Annotated in this window: 19 protein-coding genes, 5 tRNA genes and 1 pseudogene; 16 read left to right on the forward strand and 9 right to left on the reverse strand. The window is 62.1% G+C overall.

The genetic code is table 11. The annotated features are described in order from the left end of the window. Positions 1-9 precede the first annotated feature (9 nt). Positions 10-759, forward strand: a complete 750-nt coding sequence (locus JV241A_RS07215; protein ID WP_134061759.1) for a sulfite exporter TauE/SafE family protein — start codon at positions 10-12, stop codon at positions 757-759. Here JV241A_RS07215 and JV241A_RS07220 read toward each other — a convergent pair. Next, complete coding sequence (locus tag JV241A_RS07220; RefSeq protein ID WP_115085896.1) at positions 749-1,603, reverse strand: LysR family transcriptional regulator; 855 nt, start codon at positions 1,601-1,603, stop codon at positions 749-751. The genes JV241A_RS07215 and JV241A_RS07220 overlap by 11 nt on opposite strands. A gap of 97 nt (positions 1,604-1,700) precedes the next feature. Between JV241A_RS07220 and JV241A_RS07225 the strand changes: the two genes are divergently transcribed. Together JV241A_RS07225 and JV241A_RS07230 are read left to right on the forward strand one after the other, a co-directional pair. Continuing rightward, positions 1,701-1,931 carry a DUF1127 domain-containing protein gene (locus JV241A_RS07225; RefSeq protein WP_345789712.1) on the forward strand — a complete coding sequence of 77 codons (231 nt, stop codon included), beginning with the start codon at positions 1,701-1,703 and terminating at the stop codon, positions 1,929-1,931. A 58-nt stretch (positions 1,932-1,989) separates the two neighbouring features. Beyond that, entirely contained in the window at positions 1,990-3,231 is a 1,242-nt protein-coding gene (locus tag JV241A_RS07230; RefSeq protein WP_134061763.1) for a crosslink repair DNA glycosylase YcaQ family protein, read from the forward strand. Here JV241A_RS07230 and JV241A_RS07235 read toward each other — a convergent pair. Next, positions 3,212-4,558, reverse strand: coding sequence for a 3-deoxy-7-phosphoheptulonate synthase class II (locus JV241A_RS07235; RefSeq protein WP_134061765.1), 1,347 nt, complete (start codon positions 4,556-4,558; stop codon positions 3,212-3,214). The genes JV241A_RS07230 and JV241A_RS07235 overlap by 20 nt on opposite strands. Positions 4,559-4,687: 129 nt before the next feature. On the opposite strand from JV241A_RS07235, the gene JV241A_RS07240 reads away from it, so the two are divergent. Continuing rightward, positions 4,688-5,443 (forward strand): spermidine synthase, encoded by a 756-nt coding sequence (locus JV241A_RS07240; protein ID WP_115085899.1) that lies wholly within the window; start codon positions 4,688-4,690, stop codon positions 5,441-5,443. Positions 5,444-5,765: 322 nt separating this feature from the next. Next, positions 5,766-7,461, forward strand: a pseudogene (locus JV241A_RS07245) (DEAD/DEAH box helicase). Between the two features lie 313 nt (positions 7,462-7,774). Here JV241A_RS07245 and JV241A_RS07250 read toward each other — a convergent pair. Next, the gene (locus JV241A_RS07250) at positions 7,775-8,542 is read right to left on the reverse strand and encodes a class III extradiol ring-cleavage dioxygenase (protein WP_115085900.1); all 768 of its coding nucleotides are present in this window, start codon (positions 8,540-8,542) and stop codon (positions 7,775-7,777) included. A gap of 105 nt (positions 8,543-8,647) precedes the next feature. On the opposite strand from JV241A_RS07250, the gene JV241A_RS07255 reads away from it, so the two are divergent. Beyond that, complete coding sequence (locus JV241A_RS07255) at positions 8,648-9,298, forward strand: thiopurine S-methyltransferase (protein WP_115085901.1); 651 nt, start codon at positions 8,648-8,650, stop codon at positions 9,296-9,298. 48 nt (positions 9,299-9,346) lie between these two features. On the opposite strand, the gene htpX is transcribed toward JV241A_RS07255, so the two are convergent. After that, positions 9,347-10,234 (reverse strand): protease HtpX, encoded by an 888-nt coding sequence (gene htpX, locus JV241A_RS07260; RefSeq protein ID WP_036996500.1) that lies wholly within the window; start codon positions 10,232-10,234, stop codon positions 9,347-9,349. A gap of 225 nt (positions 10,235-10,459) precedes the next feature. Next, complete coding sequence (locus JV241A_RS07265; RefSeq protein ID WP_010226289.1) at positions 10,460-11,671, reverse strand: pyridoxal phosphate-dependent aminotransferase; 1,212 nt, start codon at positions 11,669-11,671, stop codon at positions 10,460-10,462. A 167-nt stretch (positions 11,672-11,838) separates the two neighbouring features. Between JV241A_RS07265 and msrB the strand changes: the two genes are divergently transcribed. Both msrB and JV241A_RS07275 read left to right on the forward strand, forming a co-directional pair. Further along, complete coding sequence (gene msrB, locus JV241A_RS07270; protein ID WP_115085975.1) at positions 11,839-12,231, forward strand: peptide-methionine (R)-S-oxide reductase MsrB; 393 nt, start codon at positions 11,839-11,841, stop codon at positions 12,229-12,231. 15 nt (positions 12,232-12,246) lie between these two features. Then, a complete protein-coding gene (locus tag JV241A_RS07275; RefSeq protein WP_115085902.1) occupies positions 12,247-12,732 on the forward strand; it encodes a glutathione peroxidase in 486 nt (161 codons plus the stop codon). Here JV241A_RS07275 and JV241A_RS07280 read toward each other — a convergent pair. Further along, positions 12,725-15,085, reverse strand: coding sequence for a response regulator (locus tag JV241A_RS07280; protein ID WP_115085903.1), 2,361 nt, complete (start codon positions 15,083-15,085; stop codon positions 12,725-12,727). The genes JV241A_RS07275 and JV241A_RS07280 overlap by 8 nt on opposite strands. Before the next feature lie 82 nt (positions 15,086-15,167). On the opposite strand from JV241A_RS07280, the gene JV241A_RS07285 reads away from it, so the two are divergent. Together JV241A_RS07285 and JV241A_RS07290 are read left to right on the forward strand one after the other, a co-directional pair. Further along, a complete protein-coding gene (locus tag JV241A_RS07285; protein ID WP_115085904.1) occupies positions 15,168-16,058 on the forward strand; it encodes an ATP-binding protein in 891 nt (296 codons plus the stop codon). Continuing rightward, the gene (locus JV241A_RS07290) at positions 16,055-16,537 is read left to right on the forward strand and encodes a GAF domain-containing protein (RefSeq protein WP_115085905.1); all 483 of its coding nucleotides are present in this window, start codon (positions 16,055-16,057) and stop codon (positions 16,535-16,537) included. The genes JV241A_RS07285 and JV241A_RS07290 overlap by 4 nt, the downstream gene beginning before the upstream one ends. A 94-nt stretch (positions 16,538-16,631) precedes the next feature. Here JV241A_RS07290 and JV241A_RS07295 read toward each other — a convergent pair whose 3' ends face one another. Next, positions 16,632-17,399: a hypothetical protein gene (locus JV241A_RS07295; protein WP_115085906.1), complete on the reverse strand. Its 768-nt coding sequence runs from the start codon at positions 17,397-17,399 to the stop codon at positions 16,632-16,634. Positions 17,400-17,735: 336 nt separating this feature from the next. Between JV241A_RS07295 and JV241A_RS07300 the strand changes: the two genes are divergently transcribed. From JV241A_RS07300 to JV241A_RS07320, 5 genes are all read left to right on the forward strand, one after another. Beyond that, positions 17,736-17,811, forward strand: a tRNA-Glu gene (locus tag JV241A_RS07300). A gap of 2 nt (positions 17,812-17,813) precedes the next feature. Then, a tRNA-Gly gene (locus JV241A_RS07305) sits at positions 17,814-17,889 on the forward strand. A 103-nt stretch (positions 17,890-17,992) separates the two neighbouring features. After that, positions 17,993-18,068 (forward strand) — tRNA-Glu (locus JV241A_RS07310). 6 nt (positions 18,069-18,074) lie between these two features. Further along, a tRNA-Gly gene (locus JV241A_RS07315) sits at positions 18,075-18,150 on the forward strand. Positions 18,151-18,242: 92 nt separating this feature from the next. Further along, positions 18,243-18,318 (forward strand) — tRNA-Gly (locus tag JV241A_RS07320). A gap of 107 nt (positions 18,319-18,425) precedes the next feature. Here the strand turns inward: JV241A_RS07320 and JV241A_RS07325 are convergent. Then, positions 18,426-18,833 (reverse strand): PA2817 family protein, encoded by a 408-nt coding sequence (locus JV241A_RS07325; RefSeq protein WP_045195203.1) that lies wholly within the window; start codon positions 18,831-18,833, stop codon positions 18,426-18,428. A gap of 68 nt (positions 18,834-18,901) precedes the next feature. After that, positions 18,902-21,349, reverse strand: a complete 2,448-nt coding sequence (locus JV241A_RS07330; RefSeq protein ID WP_134061769.1) for an acyl-CoA dehydrogenase — start codon at positions 21,347-21,349, stop codon at positions 18,902-18,904. A 183-nt stretch (positions 21,350-21,532) separates the two neighbouring features. On the opposite strand from JV241A_RS07330, the gene JV241A_RS07335 reads away from it, so the two are divergent. After that, on the forward strand, positions 21,533-22,156 hold the full coding sequence (locus JV241A_RS07335; protein WP_134061771.1) for a glutathione S-transferase: 624 nt from the start codon (positions 21,533-21,535) through the stop codon (positions 22,154-22,156). The last annotated feature ends 118 nt before the right edge of the window (positions 22,157-22,274 follow it).

Consider the following 22,274-nt stretch of genomic DNA (forward strand, 5'->3'; position numbering starts at 1 on the left):
GAAGCGGCAATGATTGAGTGGGCGATGTACATAGCGCTGGGCGCGGCACTGGGCACGGTGGGTGGGTTGTTCGGCATCGGTGGCGGGCTGATCGCGATTCCGGCGCTGGGGGTGCTGTTCGGTCTCGACCAGCAATTGGCCCAGGGGACGGCGCTGGTGATGGTGGTGCCCAATGTGCTGCTGGCGCTGTGGCGGTATCACCAGCGTAATCGCATCGAACTCAAGCATGCGTTGCCCCTGGCCACGACCGGCTTTGTCTTCGCCTGGCTCGGTTCGATCTGGGCCGTGGGCGTCGATGCCCAAGCCATGCGCTTTGGCTTTGTGCTGTTTCTGGGGGCGCTGGCGGCCTGGAACCTGGCGCGGATGTTCATGCGCACTGCCCAGCCCGCCAGTGAGCTGCGCCAGCCCTGGCCGTGGCTGGGCGTGCTGGGCAGCGGCGCTGGGGTGCTGGGCGGTTTGTTCGGCGTCGGTGGGGCCGTGGTGGCAACGCCGGTACTGACCGGCGTGTTCGGCACCACCCAGGTGGTTGCCCAAGGTTTGTCACTGGCCTTGGCTGCCCCTAGTACGGCCGTCACGTTGCTGACCTACGGCCTGCATCAGCATGTGCAGTGGAGCATGGGCATACCGCTGGCTGTCGGGGGCCTGCTGAGCATCAGTTGGGGCGTGAAACTGGCTCACGCCTTGCCGGAAAAAGCACTACGTTCGCTGTTCTGCGGCTTTTTGGTGCTGTGCGCGGTAATGCTGGCCTTCAAGATCTGAAGCCTTCGATGATGTATTCGGCCAGGCAGTCGGTCATTTCCGACTGCGTTGTGCGATTGCGCAGCAGCATGATGCTGGCTGTGGGCAAAGGCGGCAGGCCTTCGGCTTCGCCAATGATTTGCAAGTCGCTGGTGATCAGGCTCTGCAACTGCGCGGTAACGGCCAGGCCGGCACTGACCACGGCCATGATCGCCGCGGTGCTGGCGCTGGTGTAGGCGATCCGGTACTCCTTCTCGATGGCATCCAGGGCATTGCAGGCCCAGGTCCGGCAATAGCAATCGCAGTTGAACATCGCCAGCGGCAGAGGATTGTGCTCATGCGGGCAGAAACCCTGGGCCTGCACCCACACCGCGCGCTCGCGGCGCAGCAACTGACCGATTTCGTTGCCCGGTTCACGGGTGATGATGGTCAGGTCCAGGTCCTGGCGCTGCATCAACTGCCGCGAACTTTCGCAATGGACCTCGACCTGAACCAGCGGATAGGCCTGGGCGAAGCTTGAAAGGATGCCTGGCAGAAAGCGCATGGCGTAGTCGTCCGGAGTGCCGATGCGCACCACGCCGACCATGTGCGGCATGCGCAGGGTATTGAACACCTCGCCGTGCAACTTGAGGATGCGCCGGGCATAGCCGAGCAGCACCTGGCCCTCGGCGGTCAGGCGCACCTGGCGGCCATCGCGCTCGAACAGCTGGCGCTGGATGATGTCCTCCTCCAGGCGCTTCATCTGCATGCTCACCGCCGACTGGGTACGGTTGACTACTTCGCCAGCGCGGGTGAAGCCGCCGTGTTCGGCGATGGCGACAAAGGTGCGCAGGACGTCGGAATCGATACTCTGGTACTGGGACAAGGCATCAATCTCCTAGATGTATGACATAAGAAACATTCGTTGGATTGATCTTATGCCGGGTCAGACACTGTCGTCATCCCAACAGGAGGGTAAGACGATGAAAGGTCAGAAATCGCTTGTTCTGCAGTACTCAACGTTCCGGCACAGCTGGTTCCACCAATTCACCCAAGGCTTCAGTCAGCAACTGACGCGCTGGCGGCAATTGCACCGCGAGCGCCGCGAACTGGCGCGCCTGAGTGATGCGGCGCTGGATGATATCGGCCTGAGCCGGGCGGATATTCTGCGCGAGGTGGAGCGTCCATTCTGGGATGACCCGCTGAGAAAATGAGTCGCGTCATCGAAGTGCCACGACTAATGTAAGTGGGCTTGTTCACAAGGAGCCGGGCATGCCCACCACACAGTCCTTTTCCCAGGCCCAGACGCGCCGCCTGGCGTTGTCCGCCCAAGGCTTCAACAACCGGCAGGCGAACAGGTCGATCGGTGCCGCGCAGCTGAACCGGATGATCGAACGCCTCGGTGTGGTGCAGATCGACTCGGTCAATGCCCTGGTGCGTTCACACTACCTTCCCCTGTTTTCCCGTCTCGGCAGTTATCCACAGGCGTTGCTCGATCAACTGGCCTGGGGGCGCAACCGGCAGCGCAAACTTTTCGAATACTGGGGGCATGAGGCCTCGCTGCTGCCGCTGGAGCTGTATCCGCTGCTGCGTTGGCGCATGGACCGAGCGCGCCAGGGCCAGGGCATTTATCAACAGTTGGCGCGCTTCGGCCGCGAACAACAACCGACCATCGCCCGGGTGCTGGCGGCGGTGACCGAACAGGGCGCCCTGGGCGCTGGCAGCCTGTCGACCCGCCAGGAGCGCGCCGGCCCCTGGTGGGACTGGAGTGCCGAGAAACACGCGCTGGAATGGCTGTTTGCCGCCGGGCTGGTAAATGTCGCCGGCCGCCGCGGTTTCGAGCGCCTGTACGATTTGCCGCAGCGGGTGCTGCCGGCTGCACTGCTTGAGCAACCGCCCATGGATGAGGCCGCCGCTCAACGCGGGCTTTTACTGCATGCCGCAGGTGCGTTGGGAGTGGCCACCGAGAAGGACCTGCGTGACTATTTTCGCCTGGCCCCCGGCGACAGCCGTGCGCGGTTGGCCGAGTTGCTCGAGGAGGGCGCTTTGCAGGCCTGTACGGTGCAGGCCTGGCCGCAACCGGCGTACTGCCTGGCGTCGCTGCGGGTGCCGCGCACAGTGAGCAGCAGCGCGTTGCTTTCGCCCTTTGACTCATTGGTGTGGGAGCGCGAGCGCACCGAGCGTCTTTTTGATTTCCGTTACCGGCTGGAGATCTACACGCCGGCGCACAAACGCGTCTACGGCTATTACGTGCTGCCGTTCCTGCACAACGAACGCATTGCCGCCCGTGTAGACCTGCGTGCCGAGCGTGCCCATGAGCGCCTGACGGTACACGCGGTGCATGAGGAACAGCCAGGGCTGGATGAAGCGGGCATGCAGGCCCTGGCCGAGAGCCTGCAACGCATGGCCGCCTGGCTGGGCCTGGCCGAAGTGCAGTTGAATTGCCCGCGGGCCAGCGCCGCACGCTTGCGCGTGGCACTGGCCAGCAGCCGCTTTAGCGACGTACCTGCTTGAGGGTCTCGGCGATCAGGAACGCCAGTTCCAGCGATTGATCGGCGTTCATCCGTGGATCGCAATGGGTGTGGTAGCGGTCGGAGAGGGAGTCTTCGGTGATCGGTCGCGCGCCACCGATGCACTCGGTGACGTTTTGTCCGGTCATCTCGATATGGATGCCACCGGCGTGACTGCCTTCGGCCTGATGGACCTGGAAGAATTGCTTGACCTCGCTGAGAATCTGGGCGAAATCGCGAGTCTTGTAACCGCTGCTGGCCTTGATGGTGTTGCCGTGCATCGGGTCGGAACTCCACAGCACCTGGCGACCTTCGCGTTCGACGCTGCGAATCAGCGCTGGCAGATGCTCGCCGACCTTGTTCGCGCCCATGCGCACGATCAGGTTGAGGCGGCCCGGGTCGTTGTCCGGGTTGAGCACATCGATCAGGCGGATGAGCTCGTCGGTATTCATGCTGGGTCCGACCTTGACCCCGATCGGGTTGTTCACCCCGCGCAGGAACTCGACATGGGCGCCGTCGAGCTGGCGGGTGCGGTCGCCAATCCAGAGCATATGCGCCGAGCAGTCGTAATAGTCGTTGGTCAGGCTGTCCCGGCGCACGAAAGCTTCTTCGTAGTTCAGCAGCAGCGCCTCATGGGCGGTGAAGAAACTGGTTTCGCGCAGTTGCGGCGAGCTGTCCAGGCCGCAGGCGCGCATGAAGGCCAGGGTTTCATCGATGCGGTCAGCCAGCTGGCTGTACTTTTCAGCCAGCGCCGAGTTGGCGATGAAGTCCAGGTTCCATTTATGCACCTGGTGCAGATCGGCAAACCCACCCTGGGCAAAGGCGCGCAGCAGGTTAAGGCTGGCGGTGGACTGATGGTAGGCCTGCAGCAGGCGCTCCGGGTCCGGCACCCGGCTCTTCTCGTCGAAGCCGATGCCGTTGACGATATCGCCACGGTAGGCCGGCAAGGTGACCCCACCGATGGTTTCATCGCCGGCTGAGCGCGGCTTGGCGAACTGCCCGGCCATGCGACCGACCTTGACCACCGGGCAACCGGCGGCAAAGGTCATGACGATGGCCATCTGCAGCAGTACCTTGAAGGTGTCGCGGATCTTGGCTGCCGAGAACTCGGCGAAGCTCTCGGCGCAATCGCCGCCTTGCAACAGGAACGCGCGGCCCTGGGTAACCTCGGCGAACTGACGGCGCAGTTCCCGGGCCTCGCCGGCAAATACCAGCGGCGGATAGCTGGCCAGGGTCTGCTCGACATTGAGCAGGCGGGCAGCATCAGGGTAGCTCGGTTGTTGCTGGATCGGCAGGGCGCGCCAGCTGTCAGGACTCCAGGGGTGGTTCATCACGGGCTCGATCTGGTCGGAAAAGGGCTGTCTGCCATGTTAACAGTTGCGGCGCGCCTTGTTGCACTGGCGCCATTGACGGACAATGGCGGTTTTTGCGTGGTACAGCGGCGCCTGCCGGGAGACAGCATGACAGAGGAACGGGTAGAGCGGCTGCTGGCCCAGGTGCATGACCAGTACGGCACTATCAGCGTGCTGGAAGTCGAGGACTATCGCTTCCTCGAGTTCGGCGAGGCGATCGAGCAGAGCTGCGTGTTCACCGCCGACCCGAGCTGGCTTGAGTACGACTATACCCGTGCCATGCTGATTGGTGCGCTGGCCCACCCTGAACCGGAAAGCGCGCTGTTTCTGGGCCTGGGTGCCGGCACCCTGACTCAGGCCTGCCTGAAGTTCCTGCCGCTGGAAGACGTCGAGGCCATTGAACTGCGCCCGGATGTGCCGCGCCTGGCCATCGAGTACATGGGCCTGGATGATGACCCGCGCCTGTATATCCGTATCGGTGATGCGATGGAGTTGCTGGAGACGGCCGAATGCGCCGACCTGATCTTCGTCGACCTGTATACCGACCATGGTCCGGGCGTCGCGCACCTGGCCTGGAGTTTTCTGGAAAACTGTCAGAAGCGTCTGAACCCCGGGGGCTGGCTGGTGATCAATCAATGGGCCGGTGACGACGGCAAGCCATTGGGTGCGGCGTTGCTGCGTGGCCTCTATCACCGTCATTACTGGGAGCTGCCGGTCAAGGAGGGCAACGTGATCCTCATGGTACCGGCTGACCTGGACCAGCAGCTCGATCTGCCAGGCCTGACCGCCCGGGCCGAGGCCCTGGCGCCACAACTGGGCTACTCGTTGCAACCGCTGATCGGCGCGATTCGCCCGGCGTCCTGAGGCGCGTCACTGTGTCACTGGCGGAAAATCGATTCAGCCGCCAGCCTCGTTAACTTCCCGGGCCCGCCGCAACGTGGCCTGGCGCTGGCGTGTTTCATTAAAAAAATCTCCCGTGAACGGCTAATTCAGGTATAGTACGCGCCGGTCTTTCACCGGACCTCGTTTAAGGTAGTGCAATTCCCCGAAGCCAGCTTCGGCTGCGCGTCCGCATCGCGGACTCTCCTTGACGTTCCTTTTTTTCTTCAATCGTTTTCGCAAATCCCCGCCGACAAAGCTGCCAGGGTGACCTTCGGGTCTTACAAGGCATGTGCAGCTTTGGAGCATGGGTCTTTGCGGATGCACTTAGAGGCAGACCCATGACCCAGGAAACCGGCGGCTTCGCCGCTCTCGATCTTCATCCAAGTATTGTTGCCGCCGTTGTGGCTACTGGCTACGAAGAGCCATCGGCCATTCAGCAGCAATCGATCCCGATTATTCTTGCCGGTCACGACATGATTGGTCAGGCGCAGACAGGTACCGGTAAAACCGCCGCCTTCGCTCTGCCAATCCTGCACCGCATCGACCCGAGCAAGCGCGAGCCGCAAGCCCTGATCCTGGCGCCAACCCGTGAGTTGGCGCTGCAAGTAGCCACCGCTTTTGAAACCTACGCCAAGCAGATGCCGGGCGTTACCGTGGTGGCCGTATACGGTGGTGCCCCGATGGGCCCACAACTGAAAGCAATCCGTAACGGCGCGCAAATCGTCGTTGCTACCCCTGGCCGTCTGTGCGACCACCTGCGTCGCGACGAGAAGGTCCTGGCAACCGTCAACCACCTGGTGCTCGACGAAGCCGACGAAATGCTCAAGCTGGGCTTCATGGATGACCTCGAAGTAATCTTCAAGGCCATGCCGGAAAGCCGTCAGACCGTACTGTTCTCGGCCACTCTGCCAGCCTCGATCCGTGCCATCGCCGAGCGCCACCTGCGCGAGCCGAAGCACGTCAAGATCCAGACCAAGACCCAGACCGTTACCGCGATCGAACAAGCCCACCTGATGGTCCACGCCGACCAGAAGGTTTCCGCTGTCCTGCGTCTGCTGGAAGTGGAAGAGTTCGACGCGCTGATCGCCTTCGTGCGTACCAAGCAAGCCACCCTGGACCTGGCCAGCGCCCTGGAAGCCAAAGGCTACAAAGCCGCTGCGCTGAACGGTGACATTGCCCAGAACCAGCGCGAGCGCGTCATCGACTCGCTCAAGGATGGCCGCCTGGACATCGTCGTCGCTACCGACGTCGCTGCTCGTGGCCTGGACGTACCGCGCATCACTCACGTGTTCAACGTTGACATGCCGTACGACCCTGAGTCCTACGTTCACCGTATCGGCCGTACTGGCCGTGCCGGTCGCGAAGGCCGTGCGCTGCTGCTGGTTACCCCGCGCGAGCGTCGCATGCTGCAGGTGATCGAGCGTGTTACCGGTCAGAAAGTGGCTGAAGTTCGCCTGCCTAACGCCCAGGCCGTTCTCGATGCCCGCATCAAGAAGCTGACCAACAGCCTGGCGCCGCTGGTTGCTGACGCCGAGTCGACCCACGGTGATCTGCTTGATCGCCTGACTGCCGACATCGGTTGCAGCCCACGTGCCCTGGCCGCCGCTCTGCTGCGCAAGGCTACCAACGGTCAGGCCCTGACCCTGGAAGCGGTCGAGAAAGAGCAGCCGCTGGTTCCGACCTACACTCCGCGTGAGCGCACTGGCGATCGTCCAGAGCGTGGCGAGCGTGAGCGTCGTGCACCGATGCCGCTGGGTGAAGGTCGTGCCCGTTGCCGTACCGCGCTGGGTGCACGTGACGGTATCGCCGCCAAGAACCTGCTGGGCGCCATCCTCAACGAAGGCGGCCTGGCCCGCGAAGCCATCGGCCGCATTCAGGTGCGCGACAGCTTCAGCCTGGTCGAGCTGCCGGAGGAAGGTCTGGAGCGTCTGCTGACCAAGCTCAAGGACACCCGTGTTGCCGGCAAGCAGCTGAAGCTGCGCCGCTACCGCGAAGACTGATCCGCGAGCGATAAAAAAATCCCCGACTGGTTCGGGGATTTTTTTTGCCTGTGCCGGTCTGTGGAGCTGTCCGTGGGGGTGTATCCACCCTGTGGGAGCTGGTCTTGCCAGCGATCGAGCGCGCAGCGGTCGTAATCCAGGCGCCGTCTGATGTGCTGGCGGGGCTGGCCTCATCGCTGGCAAGCCAGCTCCCACAGGTCCGGCACCGCTCTCAAGAGCGGCGCCAATTCTGTGGGCGGGACTTGCCAGCGCTTCTACAGGTCTTGCGCCAATCCTGTGGGAGCTGGTCTTGCCAGCGATCGAGCGCGCAGGATCAGTCGAACCGGTAGATATCCATCCCCAGCGCCCCCAGCGTAAACCCCTGGTGGGCAATCCCGAAGCGCCCACCCGCACCCCGGGCGAAGTACAGCGGCAACAAGTGCTCATCACTTGGATGGTTGCGCACTGCAAACGGCGCTTGCTGGCGGTAGTCGTGCAGGGCAGGGGTGTCATCGGCTGCCAGCTTGTCGATCATCCAGTCACGAAACGCCAGGGCCCAGGGCTCGACGCTTTCCGGGCCGGCATGCCAGTCCAGTTCGCGCAGGTTGTGGGTAATGCTGCCGGAGCCGATCAACAGGATGTCTTCCTCGCGCAGTTGCGCCAGGGCCTTGCCCACCCGTTCCTGCAACTGCGGGCCCATCTGGCTGGGGAGAGAGACCTGTACCACGGGGATGTCGGCCGCTGGATACATCAGTGACAGCGGTACCCACACGCCATGGTCAAAAGGGCGTTTGGGGTCAAGGCGCGCGGGTAGTCCGGCATCGCACAACAGGCTCGTCAGTCGCTCGGCCAGCGCCGGTTCGCCGGGGGCGGGATACTGCACGGCATACAGGGCGGCAGGAAAACCGCCGAAGTCATGCCAGGTTTCGGGGTGGGGGTGGCCGGACACCCACAGCTCACGGCTCTCCCAGTGCGCCGAGACCACCACGATGGCCTTGGGTCGCGCCAGCTCTGCGGCCAGGCGTGCCAAGGCCGGACCGCTGGCGCCAGGTTCAAGGGCGAGCATGGGCGAGCCGTGAGAAATAAACAGGCTAGGCAGCATGGAAAGGGTTCCTGGCGGTTAAGATGAGTCCATCTTCCGGCAGATCATTGATCTGATTCCAATATAAGTTTTCGCATAAACCCATCGAATAATTCGAGGTATGCCATGCAGGCAGAGTTCTGGCACAAACGCTGGGCGGACAATCAGATCGGCTTTCATCAGGGGCGGGTCAACAGCTACCTGCAGCAGTTCTGGCCGACGCTGGGCCTGGCGCCCGGTAGCAAGGTGCTGGTGCCCTTGTGTGGCAAGAGCCTGGACCTGGCCTGGCTGGCCGGGCAGGGCCATCAGGTGCTCGGTGTCGAGCTTTCCCAGCGTGCGGTGGAGGACTTTTTCAGCGAGCAGCAGTTGCAGCCCGAGGTCGGCCAGCGGGGCGCGTTCAAGACCTATCGAAGCGGCCCTTTGGAGGTGTGGTGTGGTGACTTCTTCGCCTTGCAGGTCGAAGATATCGCCGACTGCAGTGCACTGTATGACCGGGCGGCGGTGATTGCCTTGCCGCCGGCGTCGCGCGAGCGCTATGCAGCGCTGCTGACTGGATACCTGTCGCAAGATTGCCAAGGCCTGCTGATCACCATGGATTACGACCAGGCCCTGCTGGAGGGGCCGCCCTTTGCGGTGGTCGATGCAGAGGTGCGGCAGCTGTTCGCTGGCTGGCAGCCGCAGGCGCTGGAGGCGCGGGACATTCTCGCCGAGAGTCCCAAGTTCGTTCAGGCCGGGGTGCCGCTGCTGTTCGAGCGGGTGTACCGGCTGCAGCGCTGAAATGCAAAAGGGCGACCGAAGTCGCCCTTTTTTGTAGCGGGTGTCCGATCAGCCGCGACGACGCAGGGCTTCGATACGGTCTTCCAGCGGCGGGTGGCTCATCAGCAGGCCGGCCAGGCCCTGCTTGAGGCCGCCGTTGATGCCGAAGGCGTTCAGGGTGTCGGGCATGTGCACCGGTACACCTTGCTCCGAGCGCAGGCGCTGCAGGGCGCCGATCATTGCGTTGGTGCCGGCCAGGCGGGCACCGGCTTCGTCGGCGCGGAACTCGCGTTTGCGCGAGAACCACATGACGATGATGCTGGCCAGGATGCCCAGTACCAGTTCGGCGACGATGGTCGCGATATAGTAGGCGATACCCTGGCCTTCTTCGTTCTTGAAGATCACCTTGTCGACGAAGTTGCCGATGATGCGGGCAAAGAACATCACGAAGGTGTTGACCACCCCTTGCACCAGGGCGAGGGTGACCATGTCGCCGTTGGCTACGTGGCCAATCTCGTGGGCCAGTACAGCGCGTACTTCATCGGGCGAAAAACGCTCCAGCAGTCCCTGGCTGACCGCTACCAGTGCATCGTTGCGGTTCCAGCCGGTGGCGAAGGCATTGGCCTCGTAGGCCGGGAAGATACCCACTTCCGGCATCTTGATGCCGGCTTCGCGGGACAGTTCCTCGACGGTCTGCAGCAGCCATTGTTCGTGGCGGGTGCGCGGCTGGCTGATGATTTGCGTGCCAGTGCTCATCTTCGCCATCCACTTGGAGATGAACAGCGAGATCAGCGAGCCGGCAAAGCCGAACACCGCACAGAAAATCAGCAGCTGGTCGAGTTTGAGGTCAACCCCGTTGGCCGCCATGAACCCGTTGAAGCCAAACAGGCTCAAGGTAATGCTGGCAATCAGCACAACCGCGAGGTTGGTGGCCACAAACAGTAAGATGCGCATCATGGTTGTTACGTTCTCCTGACGGATAAAAGTGTCACGTATGCGGGGTATATAAGGTGCGCGCTGCGGTGATTCAACAGGGCGACTATTTCAAACTGTGTACTTGCCTGTATTACAGACGAATTCCAGCAACCCGCACGCCAGAGCGGCGGGTGATGTCAGGGCTGAACGCTTGCTCTGTAAGGTCTGCGCCGGGAGTGGCGCAGACGATTCGATATCAAATGTAGGTTACTGCTGATATGTCTTCAGGAAGTTTCCGATACGGCCGATGGCCTGCTCCAGGTCGTCGACCCGTGGCAGGGTCACCACGCGGAAGTGGTCCGGCCATGGCCAGTTGAAGGCGGTACCCTGGACGATCAGGAGCTTTTCCGAGAGCAGCAGGTCGAGGACGAACTTCTCGTCGTTGTGGATTGGACAGACTTTCGGGTCGATGCGCGGGAACGCATACAGCGCACCCATCGGCTTGACGCAGCTGACCCCGGGAATGCTGTTGAGCAGTTCCCAGGTGCGGTTGCGCTGTTCCAGCAGGCGGCCCTGCGGCAGCACCAGGTCGTTGATGCTCTGGTAGCCGCCGAGGGCGGTCTGGATGGCGTGCTGGCTCGGTACGTTGGCGCACAGGCGCATGTTGGCCAGCATGTCGATGCCTTCGATGTAGCTCTGGGCGTGGTGCTTGGGCCCCGAGATGGCCAGCCAGCCGGAGCGGAAGCCCGCTACCCGGTAGGATTTGGACAGGCCGTTGAAGGTCAGGCAGAGCAGGTCCGGGGCCAGCGAAGCGGTGCTGATGTGCACGGCTTCGTCATAGAGGATCTTGTCGTAGATCTCGTCGGAAAACACCACCAGGTTATGTTGGCGGGCCAGCTCAAGCATGCCCAGCAGCAGCTCGCGCGAGTACACGGCACCGGTCGGGTTGTTCGGGTTGATGATCACCAGGGCCTTGGTGTTGGAGGTGATCTTGGCCTTGATGTCGTCAAGGTCCGGGAACCAGTCGGCCTGCTCATCGCACAGGTAATGCACCGGGTTACCGCCGGCCAGGCTGACTGCGGCGGTCCACAGCGGGTAGTCCGGGGCCGGGATCAGCACTTCGTCGCCGTTGTTGAGCAGCGCCTGCATCGACATCACGATCAGCTCGGAGACGCCGTTGCCCAGGTAGATGTCTTCGATGCCGACACCTTCGACCTGCTTTTGCTGGTAGTACTGCATCACCGCCTTGCGCGCGCTGAACAGGCCTTTGGAGTCGCTGTAGCCCTGGGCGGTCGGCAGGTTGCGTATCACATCCTGGAGGATCTCGTCCGGCGCCTCGAAACCAAAGGGTGCCGGGTTGCCAATGTTCAGCTTGAGGATGCGATGACCTTCCTCTTCCAGGCGTTTGGCGTGCTTGAGCACCGGGCCGCGAATGTCATAGCAGACATTGGCGAGCTTGTTCGATTTGCTGACCTGCATGATGTGATCCCGATTAGAAAAGATCGCCGCGCATTGCGCTGTGAAAACGTTTGAAATGCGTATGACGCGGGTGCCAGACTGATGTCTGATGAGGCGCAATAATATACGTGCCACCCGCTCTGTGGAAAAGCCATGGCGCGGGGTTTTTGGACAGATGAGGCCTGATGATGGAAAAACTCGAGAAAACCCTGGAAGAATGGCGCGCCATGCTCGACCCCGAGCAGTACAACGTGTGCCGCCTGAAGGGCACCGAGCGGCCGTTCAGTGGCAAATACAATGGCACCAAGACCGATGGCGTCTACCATTGTATCTGCTGCGGCGAAGCGCTGTTCGATTCGCAAGCCAAATTTGATTCCGGTTGCGGCTGGCCCAGCTTCTATGAGCCGATTGCCGACAGCGCGATGATCGAGATTCGCGACACTTCCCACGGCATGATCCGAACCGAGGTCACCTGCGCCAAATGTGATGCCCACCTGGGGCATGTGTTCCCTGACGGTCCGCCGCCGACCGGGCTGCGTTATTGCATCAACTCGGTCTGCCTGGACCTGGTTCCCCGCTGATAAAGGAGAAAGGTCATGGCCGACGCACTGCTGAAGATTCCCTGCATTACCCTTACCGGTGAGCAAAAAGCCCTGGCCGATTACCCTGCCAAGGCGCTGCTGGTGGTCAACACTGCCAGCCAGTGCGGTTTTACCCCGCAGTACAAAGGCCTTGAACAGCTCTGGCAGCGTTATCGCGAGCAGGGGCTGGTGGTGCTGGGCTTCCCCTGCAACCAGTTCGGCAAGCAGGAGCCGGGCGATGCGCACGAAATTGCGCAGTTCTGCGAGCTGAACTTCGGCGTCAGTTTCCCGTTGTTTCGCAAGATCGAGGTCAATGGCGCCGGCGCCCATCCACTGTTTGTCGAGTTGAAAAAGCGCGCCCCCGGCTTTTTCGGCTCGCAAGGGGTCAAGTGGAACTTCACCAAGTTTCTGCTCGACCCGGCCACCGGCAAAGTCACCCGCTATGCGCCGAGCACCAAGCCGGACGCCTTGACCGGCTCAATCGAAAAACTGCTCAGGTAGTCGTCAACGGCACCCAGTGATCGATCAGTGCCAGCAGCTCTTCGCGGCGAAACGGCTTGGCCAGGTAGTCGCTCATTCCCGCCGCCCGGCAGCGTTCGCGCTCTTCGGGCATGGCGTTGGCGGTCAGGGCGACGATCGGCAGGTCTGGCCAGCGTCCGCTCTGGCGGATCCGCCGGCTGGCTTCATAACCGTCCATCACTGGCATGTTGCAGTCCATCAGTACCAGGTCGAAGGGTGACTGCTCCAGCTGTTCAAGCGCGTCGGCACCATGGGCGGCGACGCTGACCTCGCAGCCGAGCTTGGCCAGCATGCCCTTGGCCACCAGTTGATTTACCGGGTTGTCCTCGACCAGCAGAATGCGCGCACGGCGCTCGCTGTACTGGGCGCCGCTGAGTGGTGACTGGTTGATACTGTCGGCCCCGTGCAACGTGCGCCGCAGGGTCTGGTACAGGGCGTTGCGCGCCAGCGGCCGTGCCTGCTGCTGTAGAGGGGCCAGGTGTGCTGCCTGTTCACCGGGCAGGAAGTTGCCATAGGCGGTAACCAGCAGAATCGGTGCGCTGATCAGTGGACGCAGGTTGAACAGGCAGTCCAGGTCATCGGTGATCAGCAGGTCTGGCGTTGCCTTCTTGAGTTGCTCGGGGCTGTCGTAACGTTGGTAGTCCAGGCCCCAGCCGGGCAGCAGCGTCTGTAGCAATTCGGCGAGGCCGCTGCTGGCATTGCTGATTGCCGCAACACTGCCGCGCAAGGCTTGCGCAGGTACCGCCGCCGTATGGCTGGGCAAGGGCAGTTCGGCGCTGAACTGGCTGCCGAAGCCGGCTTCGGAGCTGATGCTCAGGCGCCCCTGCATGGCCTCGCAGAGGTTATTGGTCAGCGCCAGGCCCAGGCCGGTACCGCCGTACTGGCGAGTGATGCCGGCACCTGCCTGGGTGAAGGGCTGGAAGATCCTTACCTGGGCTTCGCTGGGGATGCCGATGCCGGTATCGCAGACCTCCAGACGAACGCCGCCGGGGTAACTGCTCAGGCGCACATCGACACGGCCGAAGCGAGTGAATTTCAAGGCATTGGACAGCAGGTTGCTGACGATCTGCCGCACCCGGGTCGGGTCGCCGAGCACCATCGAAGGGAACTGCGGGTCGATCAGGCAGGTCAGCTCGACGCTGGGTGCGGCGTTCTGCGACAGCAGGTTGGCGGTATCTTCGACCAGGGCGCCAAGGTCGAAGGGGATGCGTTCTAGCTCCAGCTGCCCGGCATCGAACTTGGACAGGTCGAGAACATCGTTGAGCAGTTCCACCAACACCTTGCCCGAGTCGTGGGCAATCGACAGCTGCTGGCGTTGTTCGGCATTGAGCGGGCTGTCCAGGGAAAGCGCGATCATGCCCAAGAGGCCATTGAGCGGTGTGCGGATTTCATGGCTCATGTTGGCCAGAAAGGCGGCGCGGGCCTGAGCCATGTCCAGGGCGCGGCGCCGGGCTTCTTCGAGCTCTTCATTGGACTGGCTCAGGCGGGTGTTGCTGGCCTTGAGCTCGTTGGTGCGCGCCGAGACGATGTTTTCCAGTTCGTTGAGGTAATCGGTCAGGCGGTTCTCGGCATTGCGCCGTTGCTGGATCTCGGTGGCCATGCTGACGAACTGCTGGTTGGCAACCTTGACCAGCACGCCGATCTCGTCGTGTTCGTGACCGGGCGGGAACGACAGCTTGGACTGCGCCGGATTGCGCGAGTCGCTGTTGCTCAGGGCGCTGATCACCCGCACCAGCGGCTGGGTCAGCATGATGTAGAACAGACCCAGGAGAATGCCGGTAAGGATCAGGCTGCGCATGAAACCGTTGAGCAGGGTGACCTCGGCACGCTTGAGAAAGCGGCTGCCGAAGGTGAAGGTGTCGACTTCCAGGAACAGCGTGCCGAGGTAATCATCGGGCATGTGGCTGAGAAACAGCCGGTCCTGGAATTCACGATTGTCGCCGAACAAAAAATCGCTCATCAGGCGATAACCGCTTTCCTGGCGCGGGCGCTGCACGTCGGCGAGTACTGTTTGGTTATTGTCGATCAGCCGGGCGCGGGTGATGGCCGGTGATTGCAGCAGGCCACGGGTCAGTTCCTGGGCGAGCTCGGCATCGATGTTGTAGGCGATGCGCGAGGCCGGGTTATGGCTGATTTGCAGCAACGCCTGCATCTCGCGGTTGATGGAGGCGTCTTCACTGGCATAATCGATACCGATCTGGATGAGACTGAGCAATGTACCCAGGATGAAGCCGACCAGGACCGTCAGCCGGGCTTGCTTGTAGGACAGGCGATTGGTGAACTTGATATCCATGAGTCCCGAGCCAGTTTCACGTTCCGTGCGCTGCGCAAGCATAGCCGATCAGTCCCGGCTGCTGGCACGCCCTGTCACACATTCAGCTGTGCTTTTGTCCTTGCACCTGTCTAGAGGAAGTCTTGTGGACTCTCGTTTGAACGCTTTTCTGGAGCGCGCCGAAACCGTGCTCGCCCGCCTTGAACCCTTGTTGCCGGCACCGCGCCAGAGCATCGACTGGTCGCAGTGCCTGGCCGCGCGCTGGCAGCGCGATGGCCGTAGCGGTTATCTGTTGCCGCTGGAGGTCAGCCTCGACATGCGTCTGTCCGACCTGATCGGTGTCGATCAGCAGCGCGAACAACTGGGGCGCAACACCCGCCAGTTTCTCGATGGCATGCCGGCCAACCATGCGCTGCTGTGGGGCTCGCGTGGTACCGGCAAGTCGTCGCTGGTGCGGGCGTTATTGGCCGAGCATGCCAAGGCCGGCCTGCGTCTGATCGAAATCGAGCGTGATCACCTGGCCGACCTGCCGCGGGTGGTCGAGCAACTGCAGAAGCTGCCGCAACGCTTTGTGCTGTTTTGCGATGATCTCTCGTTCGAAGCCGGGGAGGGTGACTACCGGGTGCTCAAGAGCGTGCTCGACGGCTCGCTGGAGCAGGCGCCGGACAACGTGCTGCTGTACGCCACCTCGAACCGCCGGCACCTGGTGCCGGAAAAGCAGAGCGACAACGAAAACTGGAAGATGGTCGACGGCGAACTGCACCCCAACGAGGCGGTGGAGGACAAGATTGCCCTGTCTGACCGCTTCGGCCTGTGGCTGTCGTTCTACCCCTTCACCCAGGAGCATTTCCTCAACGTGGTCGAGCACTGGATCACCCAGTTGGCCGAAAGCGCGGGCCTGGCCTGGAGCCGCGATGCAGAGCTGGACATACTCGCTGTGCGCTGGGCCACCGGCCGCGGCAACCGTAACGGCCGTTGTGCCTACCAGTTCGCCCGCTATTGGGTCGGGCTGAAACTGTTGGAGCAAAAACCATGATCGATCTCAACGCTACCGGCGCCGGCCTTGAAGGTTATGGCCTGCTGGCGGCACAGCTGGAAGCCCTGCTTGCCGATGAGCGCGACTTCATTGCCAACGCCGCGCAGTTTTCGGCGTTTCTCTACAGCCAGGTCGAAGACCTGAACTGGGCCGGCTTCTACCTCAATCGTAACGAGCAGTTGGTCCTCGGGCCGTTCCAGGGGCAGGTGGCCTGCGTGCGCATCCCTTTCGGCCGTGGAGTATGCGGGGCGGCAGCGGCCAGCCAGGAAACCCAGCGGGTGGAAGATGTGCACGCGTTTCCCGGGCACATTGCCTGCGACAGTGCGTCGAACAGCGAGCTGGTGATTCCGCTGGTCAAGGACGGGCGGTTGCTTGGCGTGCTGGACCTGGACAGCCCGAAGCTTGCGCGTTTCAGTGAGGCGGATCAGGTGGGGCTGGAGCGTTTGGCGGGGATTTTTCTGCGTTTGACTGATTGCTGACGAGTGAACTTTGATCGCGGGGCAAGCCCGCTCCTACAAGTGCGAATCCTGTAGGAGCGGCGGTGCGACGCCTCGACTTGCCCCGCGAAGCTTGTCAGTCGTAAATGACCTTTTTCTTCCAGTCTTCGGTGGTGTCGGTCTTCAAGCCTTCGGTCAGGGCGTTGGTTTCGTCCTCGGCCGGTTCCAGCTGGCTCAGCACCTGGGCATTGGCCCGGGCCAGAAGCTTCTCCATGTATTCCAGCTGCTCGCGGTAAACCGCCGGGTCAGGCTGTTTGCGCAGGTACTGCACGCCACGCTCGAACGCCAGGCGCGCATGCCCCGGCTGGTTCTGTTGCAGCGCCTGCTGGCCGAGGTTGTTGAAGAACTCGATGTGCAACAACACCAGAATGTGACGGACTTCCTTGACCCAGTACTTGGCTTCGTTGGTCGGCAGGAAGCCTTCCTGGGCGGCGCGGGTGATCTGGTTGTGCATGCCCTCGAGCAGGAAGCGCACATCCTTGGCCCGGGCTTCGGTCTGGATCGGCATTGGCGGGTTGTTCACCGGCAGTGCTTCGCCTTTGGCGATCAAGCCTTCGAGTTCGGCAATCCGCGCCTTGATATCCCGGCTGTGCTTGTCCAGGGTCAGCCGACGCTGGTTGAGGTTGAGCTCCAGGCGGGTCAGCAGCAGCTTGAGCGCTGGAGTCATCAACTGGCCGGGGAAGGTTTCGGTGATTTCGCCACAACGGCGCAAGCGCTCGGCCAGCTCGATCTTCAGCCGGGCACGCTCGAGCTTGTTGTTCTCGACCACATTGTTCAGGTAGCCGATCACGATCAATAATGCGATCCCCGCTACTATAAGCAGGGTGATCAGAAGTGGTGTCACCGTTAACGCCTCATACAGGATGATTTACTGTTTGAGTGTAGTGGCTAAGCTTTTAGCCGGATAGAGCTGTTTGGCGGTTGCTCGTGGGCAATTGATGGCCTTTTGCTTGTAGATTGCCGTGGCTGCTGGGCCGCAGGCGGGTAGGGGTGTCAGAAAATAATCGTCAAGACCCCGGCGCGCAAAGTCATGGTTCAACAGCGCTAGGCGCCGCGAAGTCATTGATTTAAATAAATTTATACAGAGGGGTTGACGACTTATCAAAGCATCCCTAGAATGCGCGCCACTTGCAGCGTAAAGCACACAGCGAAACGCGGCAGGGAGTGAATGTTGTAGCGTGTCCCCTTCGTCTAGTGGCCTAGGACACCGCCCTTTCACGGCGGTAACAGGGGTTCGAGTCCCCTAGGGGACGCCAATGCGGGAATAGCTCAGTTGGTAGAGCACGACCTTGCCAAGGTCGGGGTCGCGAGTTCGAGTCTCGTTTCCCGCTCCAGTTTACAAAGGCTTTGCTTAACGGCAGGGCTTGTAAAAACCCAGCGTCAAATCGTTATGGTTTGAGTTGGTAACTGAAGCATGCATTGCATGTTTCGGGCGTCGTCCCCTTCGTCTAGTGGCCTAGGACACCGCCCTTTCACGGCGGTAACAGGGGTTCGAGTCCCCTAGGGGACGCCATTTTTTGCGGGAATAGCTCAGTTGGTAGAGCACGACCTTGCCAAGGTCGGGGTCGCGAGTTCGAGTCTCGTTTCCCGCTCCAAATATGGTGCTCCAGCGTTTGATAACGCTGTAGTGATGGAGCAAGTGCAACAGCGCTTGTTTTTGCCGGGTTTACCGGTCGCTACAAAATTTGCGGGAATAGCTCAGTTGGTAGAGCACGACCTTGCCAAGGTCGGGGTCGCGAGTTCGAGTCTCGTTTCCCGCTCCAAATAAAGAAACGCCGTTCGTTTGAACGGCGTTTTTTTTTCGTCTCGATTATTTAATCGCTGGCTGTGGGCGGCAGGGCTGTTTGTCAGCCCTGCACACCTTCATCGCTTAATGCTTGCTGTCGTCGTCCGACATGCTCAGCAGCTGTTTTTCCTGGTTCCAGTCGAAGGGTTCGTCATTCTGCTCGGCTTCGAAGCGGCGCTCTTCCAGTTCCTGGTACATGTCCAGTTCGTTCTCCGGCATGAAGTGCAGGCAGTCGCCGCCAAAGAACCACAGCAGGTCGCGTGGCACCAGGTGCGCGACCTGTGGATAGCGCTGGATGACCTGGCACATCAGGTCCTGGCCAAGATAGGTGCTTTCCGGGTCGACGGGCAGTTGCAGCATCAGATCGTCGAAGCGCTCCAGAAACAGCGCGTGGCTTTCTTCCGGCACCTGCTCGGCTTCGCCCAGGGCAACCAGGATGGTGCGCAGGTGGGTGAGCAGGGCGAGATGGTATTCCAGGCGATCGGTAGCCATGCAGGCAGTCCTCTTGAGCAAAAACGGGCGCGGGAGTATACGGCTCCCGGCGCCCGATGTCCCGGCCCTTAGCGAATCTTGCCGTCAGCCGGTAGCAGTTGCTCCTTGTCGAAGGCATCGACGTCGATCACCCGCCGGCGTGCCGACTCAGCGGCATGCAGGCTTTGCGCCTCGCTGGCCTGGAGTACGCCGGCATGCAGGGCCGCGTCGATTACCGACTCGCCCGGAGCAGGGACAACCTGGCCGCTCTTGAGTGCCTGATGCAATTTTTTGCGCAGTGGCTCACCTGCACTGAGTTGATCGTAAGCCTGTTGCAGGGCGGCAACCGGGTCACCGTCCGCTTGTGGCCGGTAACAACCGGCAAGCAGCTCTTCCAGGGTCGGGTCGCCCTTGGCCCGGCCGATCAGCTCGGCGATTTCGGCGTCCAGTTCATCGCCTGGCCCGGTGTGACGGCGGCCGAAGGGGAATACCACCAGGCGCAGGGCGCAGCCGAGGAAGCGGTTTGGGAAGTTGTCGAGCAGCCGGTCCAGGGCTTTTTCAGCCTGGCCGAGGCTCTCTTCCAGGGCCCAGCGCAGCAATGGTTGCAGGTGCTCGGGCGAATTCAGGTCGTGGTAACGCTTGAGCGCCGCCGAGCTCAGGTACAGGTGGCTGAGCACATCGCCCAGGCGTGCCGACAAACGCTCGCGACGCTTGAGCTCGCCACCGAGGAGCATCATGCACAGGTCGGCGAGCAGGGCGAAGGCCGCCGCCTGGCGGTTGAGCGCGCGGAAGTAGCCCTGGCTCAAGGCGTCGCCTGGGACTTTCTCGAAGTGACCCAGGCCCAGGCCGAGCACCAGGGTGCTGGCGGCGTTACCCACGGCGAAGCCGATGTGCTGCATCAGCAGGTGATCGAACTCCTTGAGCGCCTGGTCGTGGTCTTCGCGACCGGCCAGGGCCATTTCCTTGAGCACGAACGGATGGCAGCGAATTGCCCCCTGGCCGAAGATCATCAGGTTGCGCGAGAGGATGTTGGCGCCCTCGACGGTGATGAAGATCGGCGCTCCCTGCCAATTGCGCCCCAGGTAGTTGTTCGGGCCCATGATGATGCCCTTGCCGCCGTGCACATCCATGGCGTGCTGGATGCATTCGCGGCCGCGCTCGGTAAGGTGGTACTTGAGAATCGCCGAGAGTACCGAAGGCTTCTCGCCCAGGTCCACGGCCTTGGCGGTGAGCAGGCGCGCGCTATCCATCAGGAAGGCGTTGCCGCCGATCCGGGCCAGGGATTCCTGGATGCCTTCGAAGGCTGCCAGCGGCACATTGAACTGCTCGCGGATGCGGGCGTACTGGCCGGTGACCAGGCTGGTGTACTTGGCTGCGCCGGTACCCACGGCCGGCAGGGAAATCGAGCGGCCAACCGACAGGCAGTTCATCAGCATCATCCAGCCCTTGCCGAGCATGTCCTGGCCGCCGATGAGGAAGTCCAGCGGCACAAATACATCCTTGCCGCTGTTGGGACCGTTCATGAAAGCGGCCCCCAGGGGCAGGTGGCGCTTGCCGATCTCGACACCGGGGGTGTCGGTGGGAATCAGTGCCAGGCTGATGCCCAGCTCTTCCTTGTCGCCCAGCAGGTGCTCAGGGTCGTAGGCCTTGAACGCCAGGCCGAGCAGGGTGGCGACCGGGCCGAGGGTGATGTAGCGCTTTTCCCAGTTCAGGCGCAGGCCGATAACTTCCTCGCCTTGCCATTGGCCTTTGCAGATGATCCCGGTATCGGGCATGGCGCCGGCGTCGGAGCCGGCCAGCGGGCCGGTGAGGGCGAAGCAGGGGATCTCGTCGCCGCGGGCCAGGCGTGGCAGGTAATGATTGCGTTGCTCGTCGGTGCCGTAGTGCAGCAACAGTTCGGCCGGGCCCAGGGAGTTGGGCACCATCACGGTCGAGGCGAGGTCACCGCTACGGGTTGCAAGCTTCATCGCCACCTGCGAGTGGGCGTAGGCCGAGAAGCCCTTGCCGCCGTATTCCCTGGGAATGATCAGGGCGAAGAAACCGTGGCTCTTGATGTGCTCCCAGGCGGCTGGCGGCAGGTCCAGGTCCTGGCCGATCTGCCAGTCGCTGACCATCGCGCAGAGTTCTTCGGTGGGGCCATCGATGAACGCCTGTTCTTCTTCCGTGAGTTCGGCCTTGGAGTAGCCGAGCAAGGTGTTCCAGTCCGGGCGGCCGCTGAACAGCTCGCCGTCCCACCACACGGTGCCGGCGTCGATGGCTTCGCGTTCGGTCTGCGACATCGGCGGCAGGGTGCGCTGGAACCAGCCGAACAGCGGTGCGGTAAGCACTTTGCGGCGCAGGTCGGGGAGCAGCAGGGGGGCAGCCACTGCGGCCAGCAGCAGCCAGAAAATCGTCAGCAGCCAGCCTGGCGCGTGGCTGAAAATGCCCATCGCCAGCAGGTACAGGGCAACGATGCCCAGCGCCGGCAAGGCGGCGATGCGACGGTGGGCCAGGTACGCCACGCCGATCACCAGGACCACTAACCACAACAGCAACATAGGAATTCCTCCGTGAAACATTGGGGCATTTCGCCATCCATCGAAGCTTAGACCGCATCCGCTAAACGGCTTGTCTGAACAGTGACAGGACATGAACTCAGGAGTTCGCCTGGATGCCAAACGATTGCCAGCGCGACCGCCTGGAGTAGACTGGGCGACCAGCCAAATCATCAGGGAAATATCATGCTCAAGATCTGGGGCAGGAAGAATTCGTCGAATGTCAGGAAAGCACTGTGGTGCGCCGAAGAGCTGGGTCTTGAATATGAGTCGATCGATGCCGGTGGCGCCTTCGGCCTGGTGAACGAGCCGCAGTACCGGGCACTGAACCCCAACGGCCTGGTGCCGATGATCGAAGACAGTGGCCTGGTGCTCTGGGAGTCCAATGCCATCGTGCGTTACCTGTCGGCGCAGTATGGCAGCGCGTCTGGCTGGTATGAGGCGGATGCGCGCAAGCGCGCCGAGGCCGACAAGTGGATGGACTGGGTCACTTCTTCCCTGGCCACACCGTTCCGCCCGTTGTTCTGGGGCATCCTGCGTACGCCTGCCGAGCAGCAAGACTGGGTGGCCATCAATGCCGCGCACAAGACCTGCGCGCAGTTGCTGTCGATTGCTGACCAGGCCCTGGCGCATAAGCCGTACCTGTCCGGCAGCGTCCTGGGCATGGGCGATATCCCCCTGGGCTGCTTTGCCTACGCCTGGTTCGAGATGCCCATCGAGCGCCCCGAGATGCGCCACTTGCGTGCCTGGTACGAGCGCTTGCAGGAGCGTCCGGCCTACCAGGCGGCGGTGATGACCGCGCTGACCTGATCAAGGCGGTCAACCTGATAGTTATTATCGATATACATGACTGTACTTGTCTGGCACGGACAAGCACCATGATCATATTCACTGCGGCTGGCCTTGCCCGGCTGCGTCTAGAACCTTC

Origin of the sequence: Pseudomonas sp. JV241A (assembly GCF_900275665.1) — a bacterium.
GTDB lineage: Bacteria > Pseudomonadota > Gammaproteobacteria > Pseudomonadales > Pseudomonadaceae > Aquipseudomonas > Aquipseudomonas wadenswilerensis.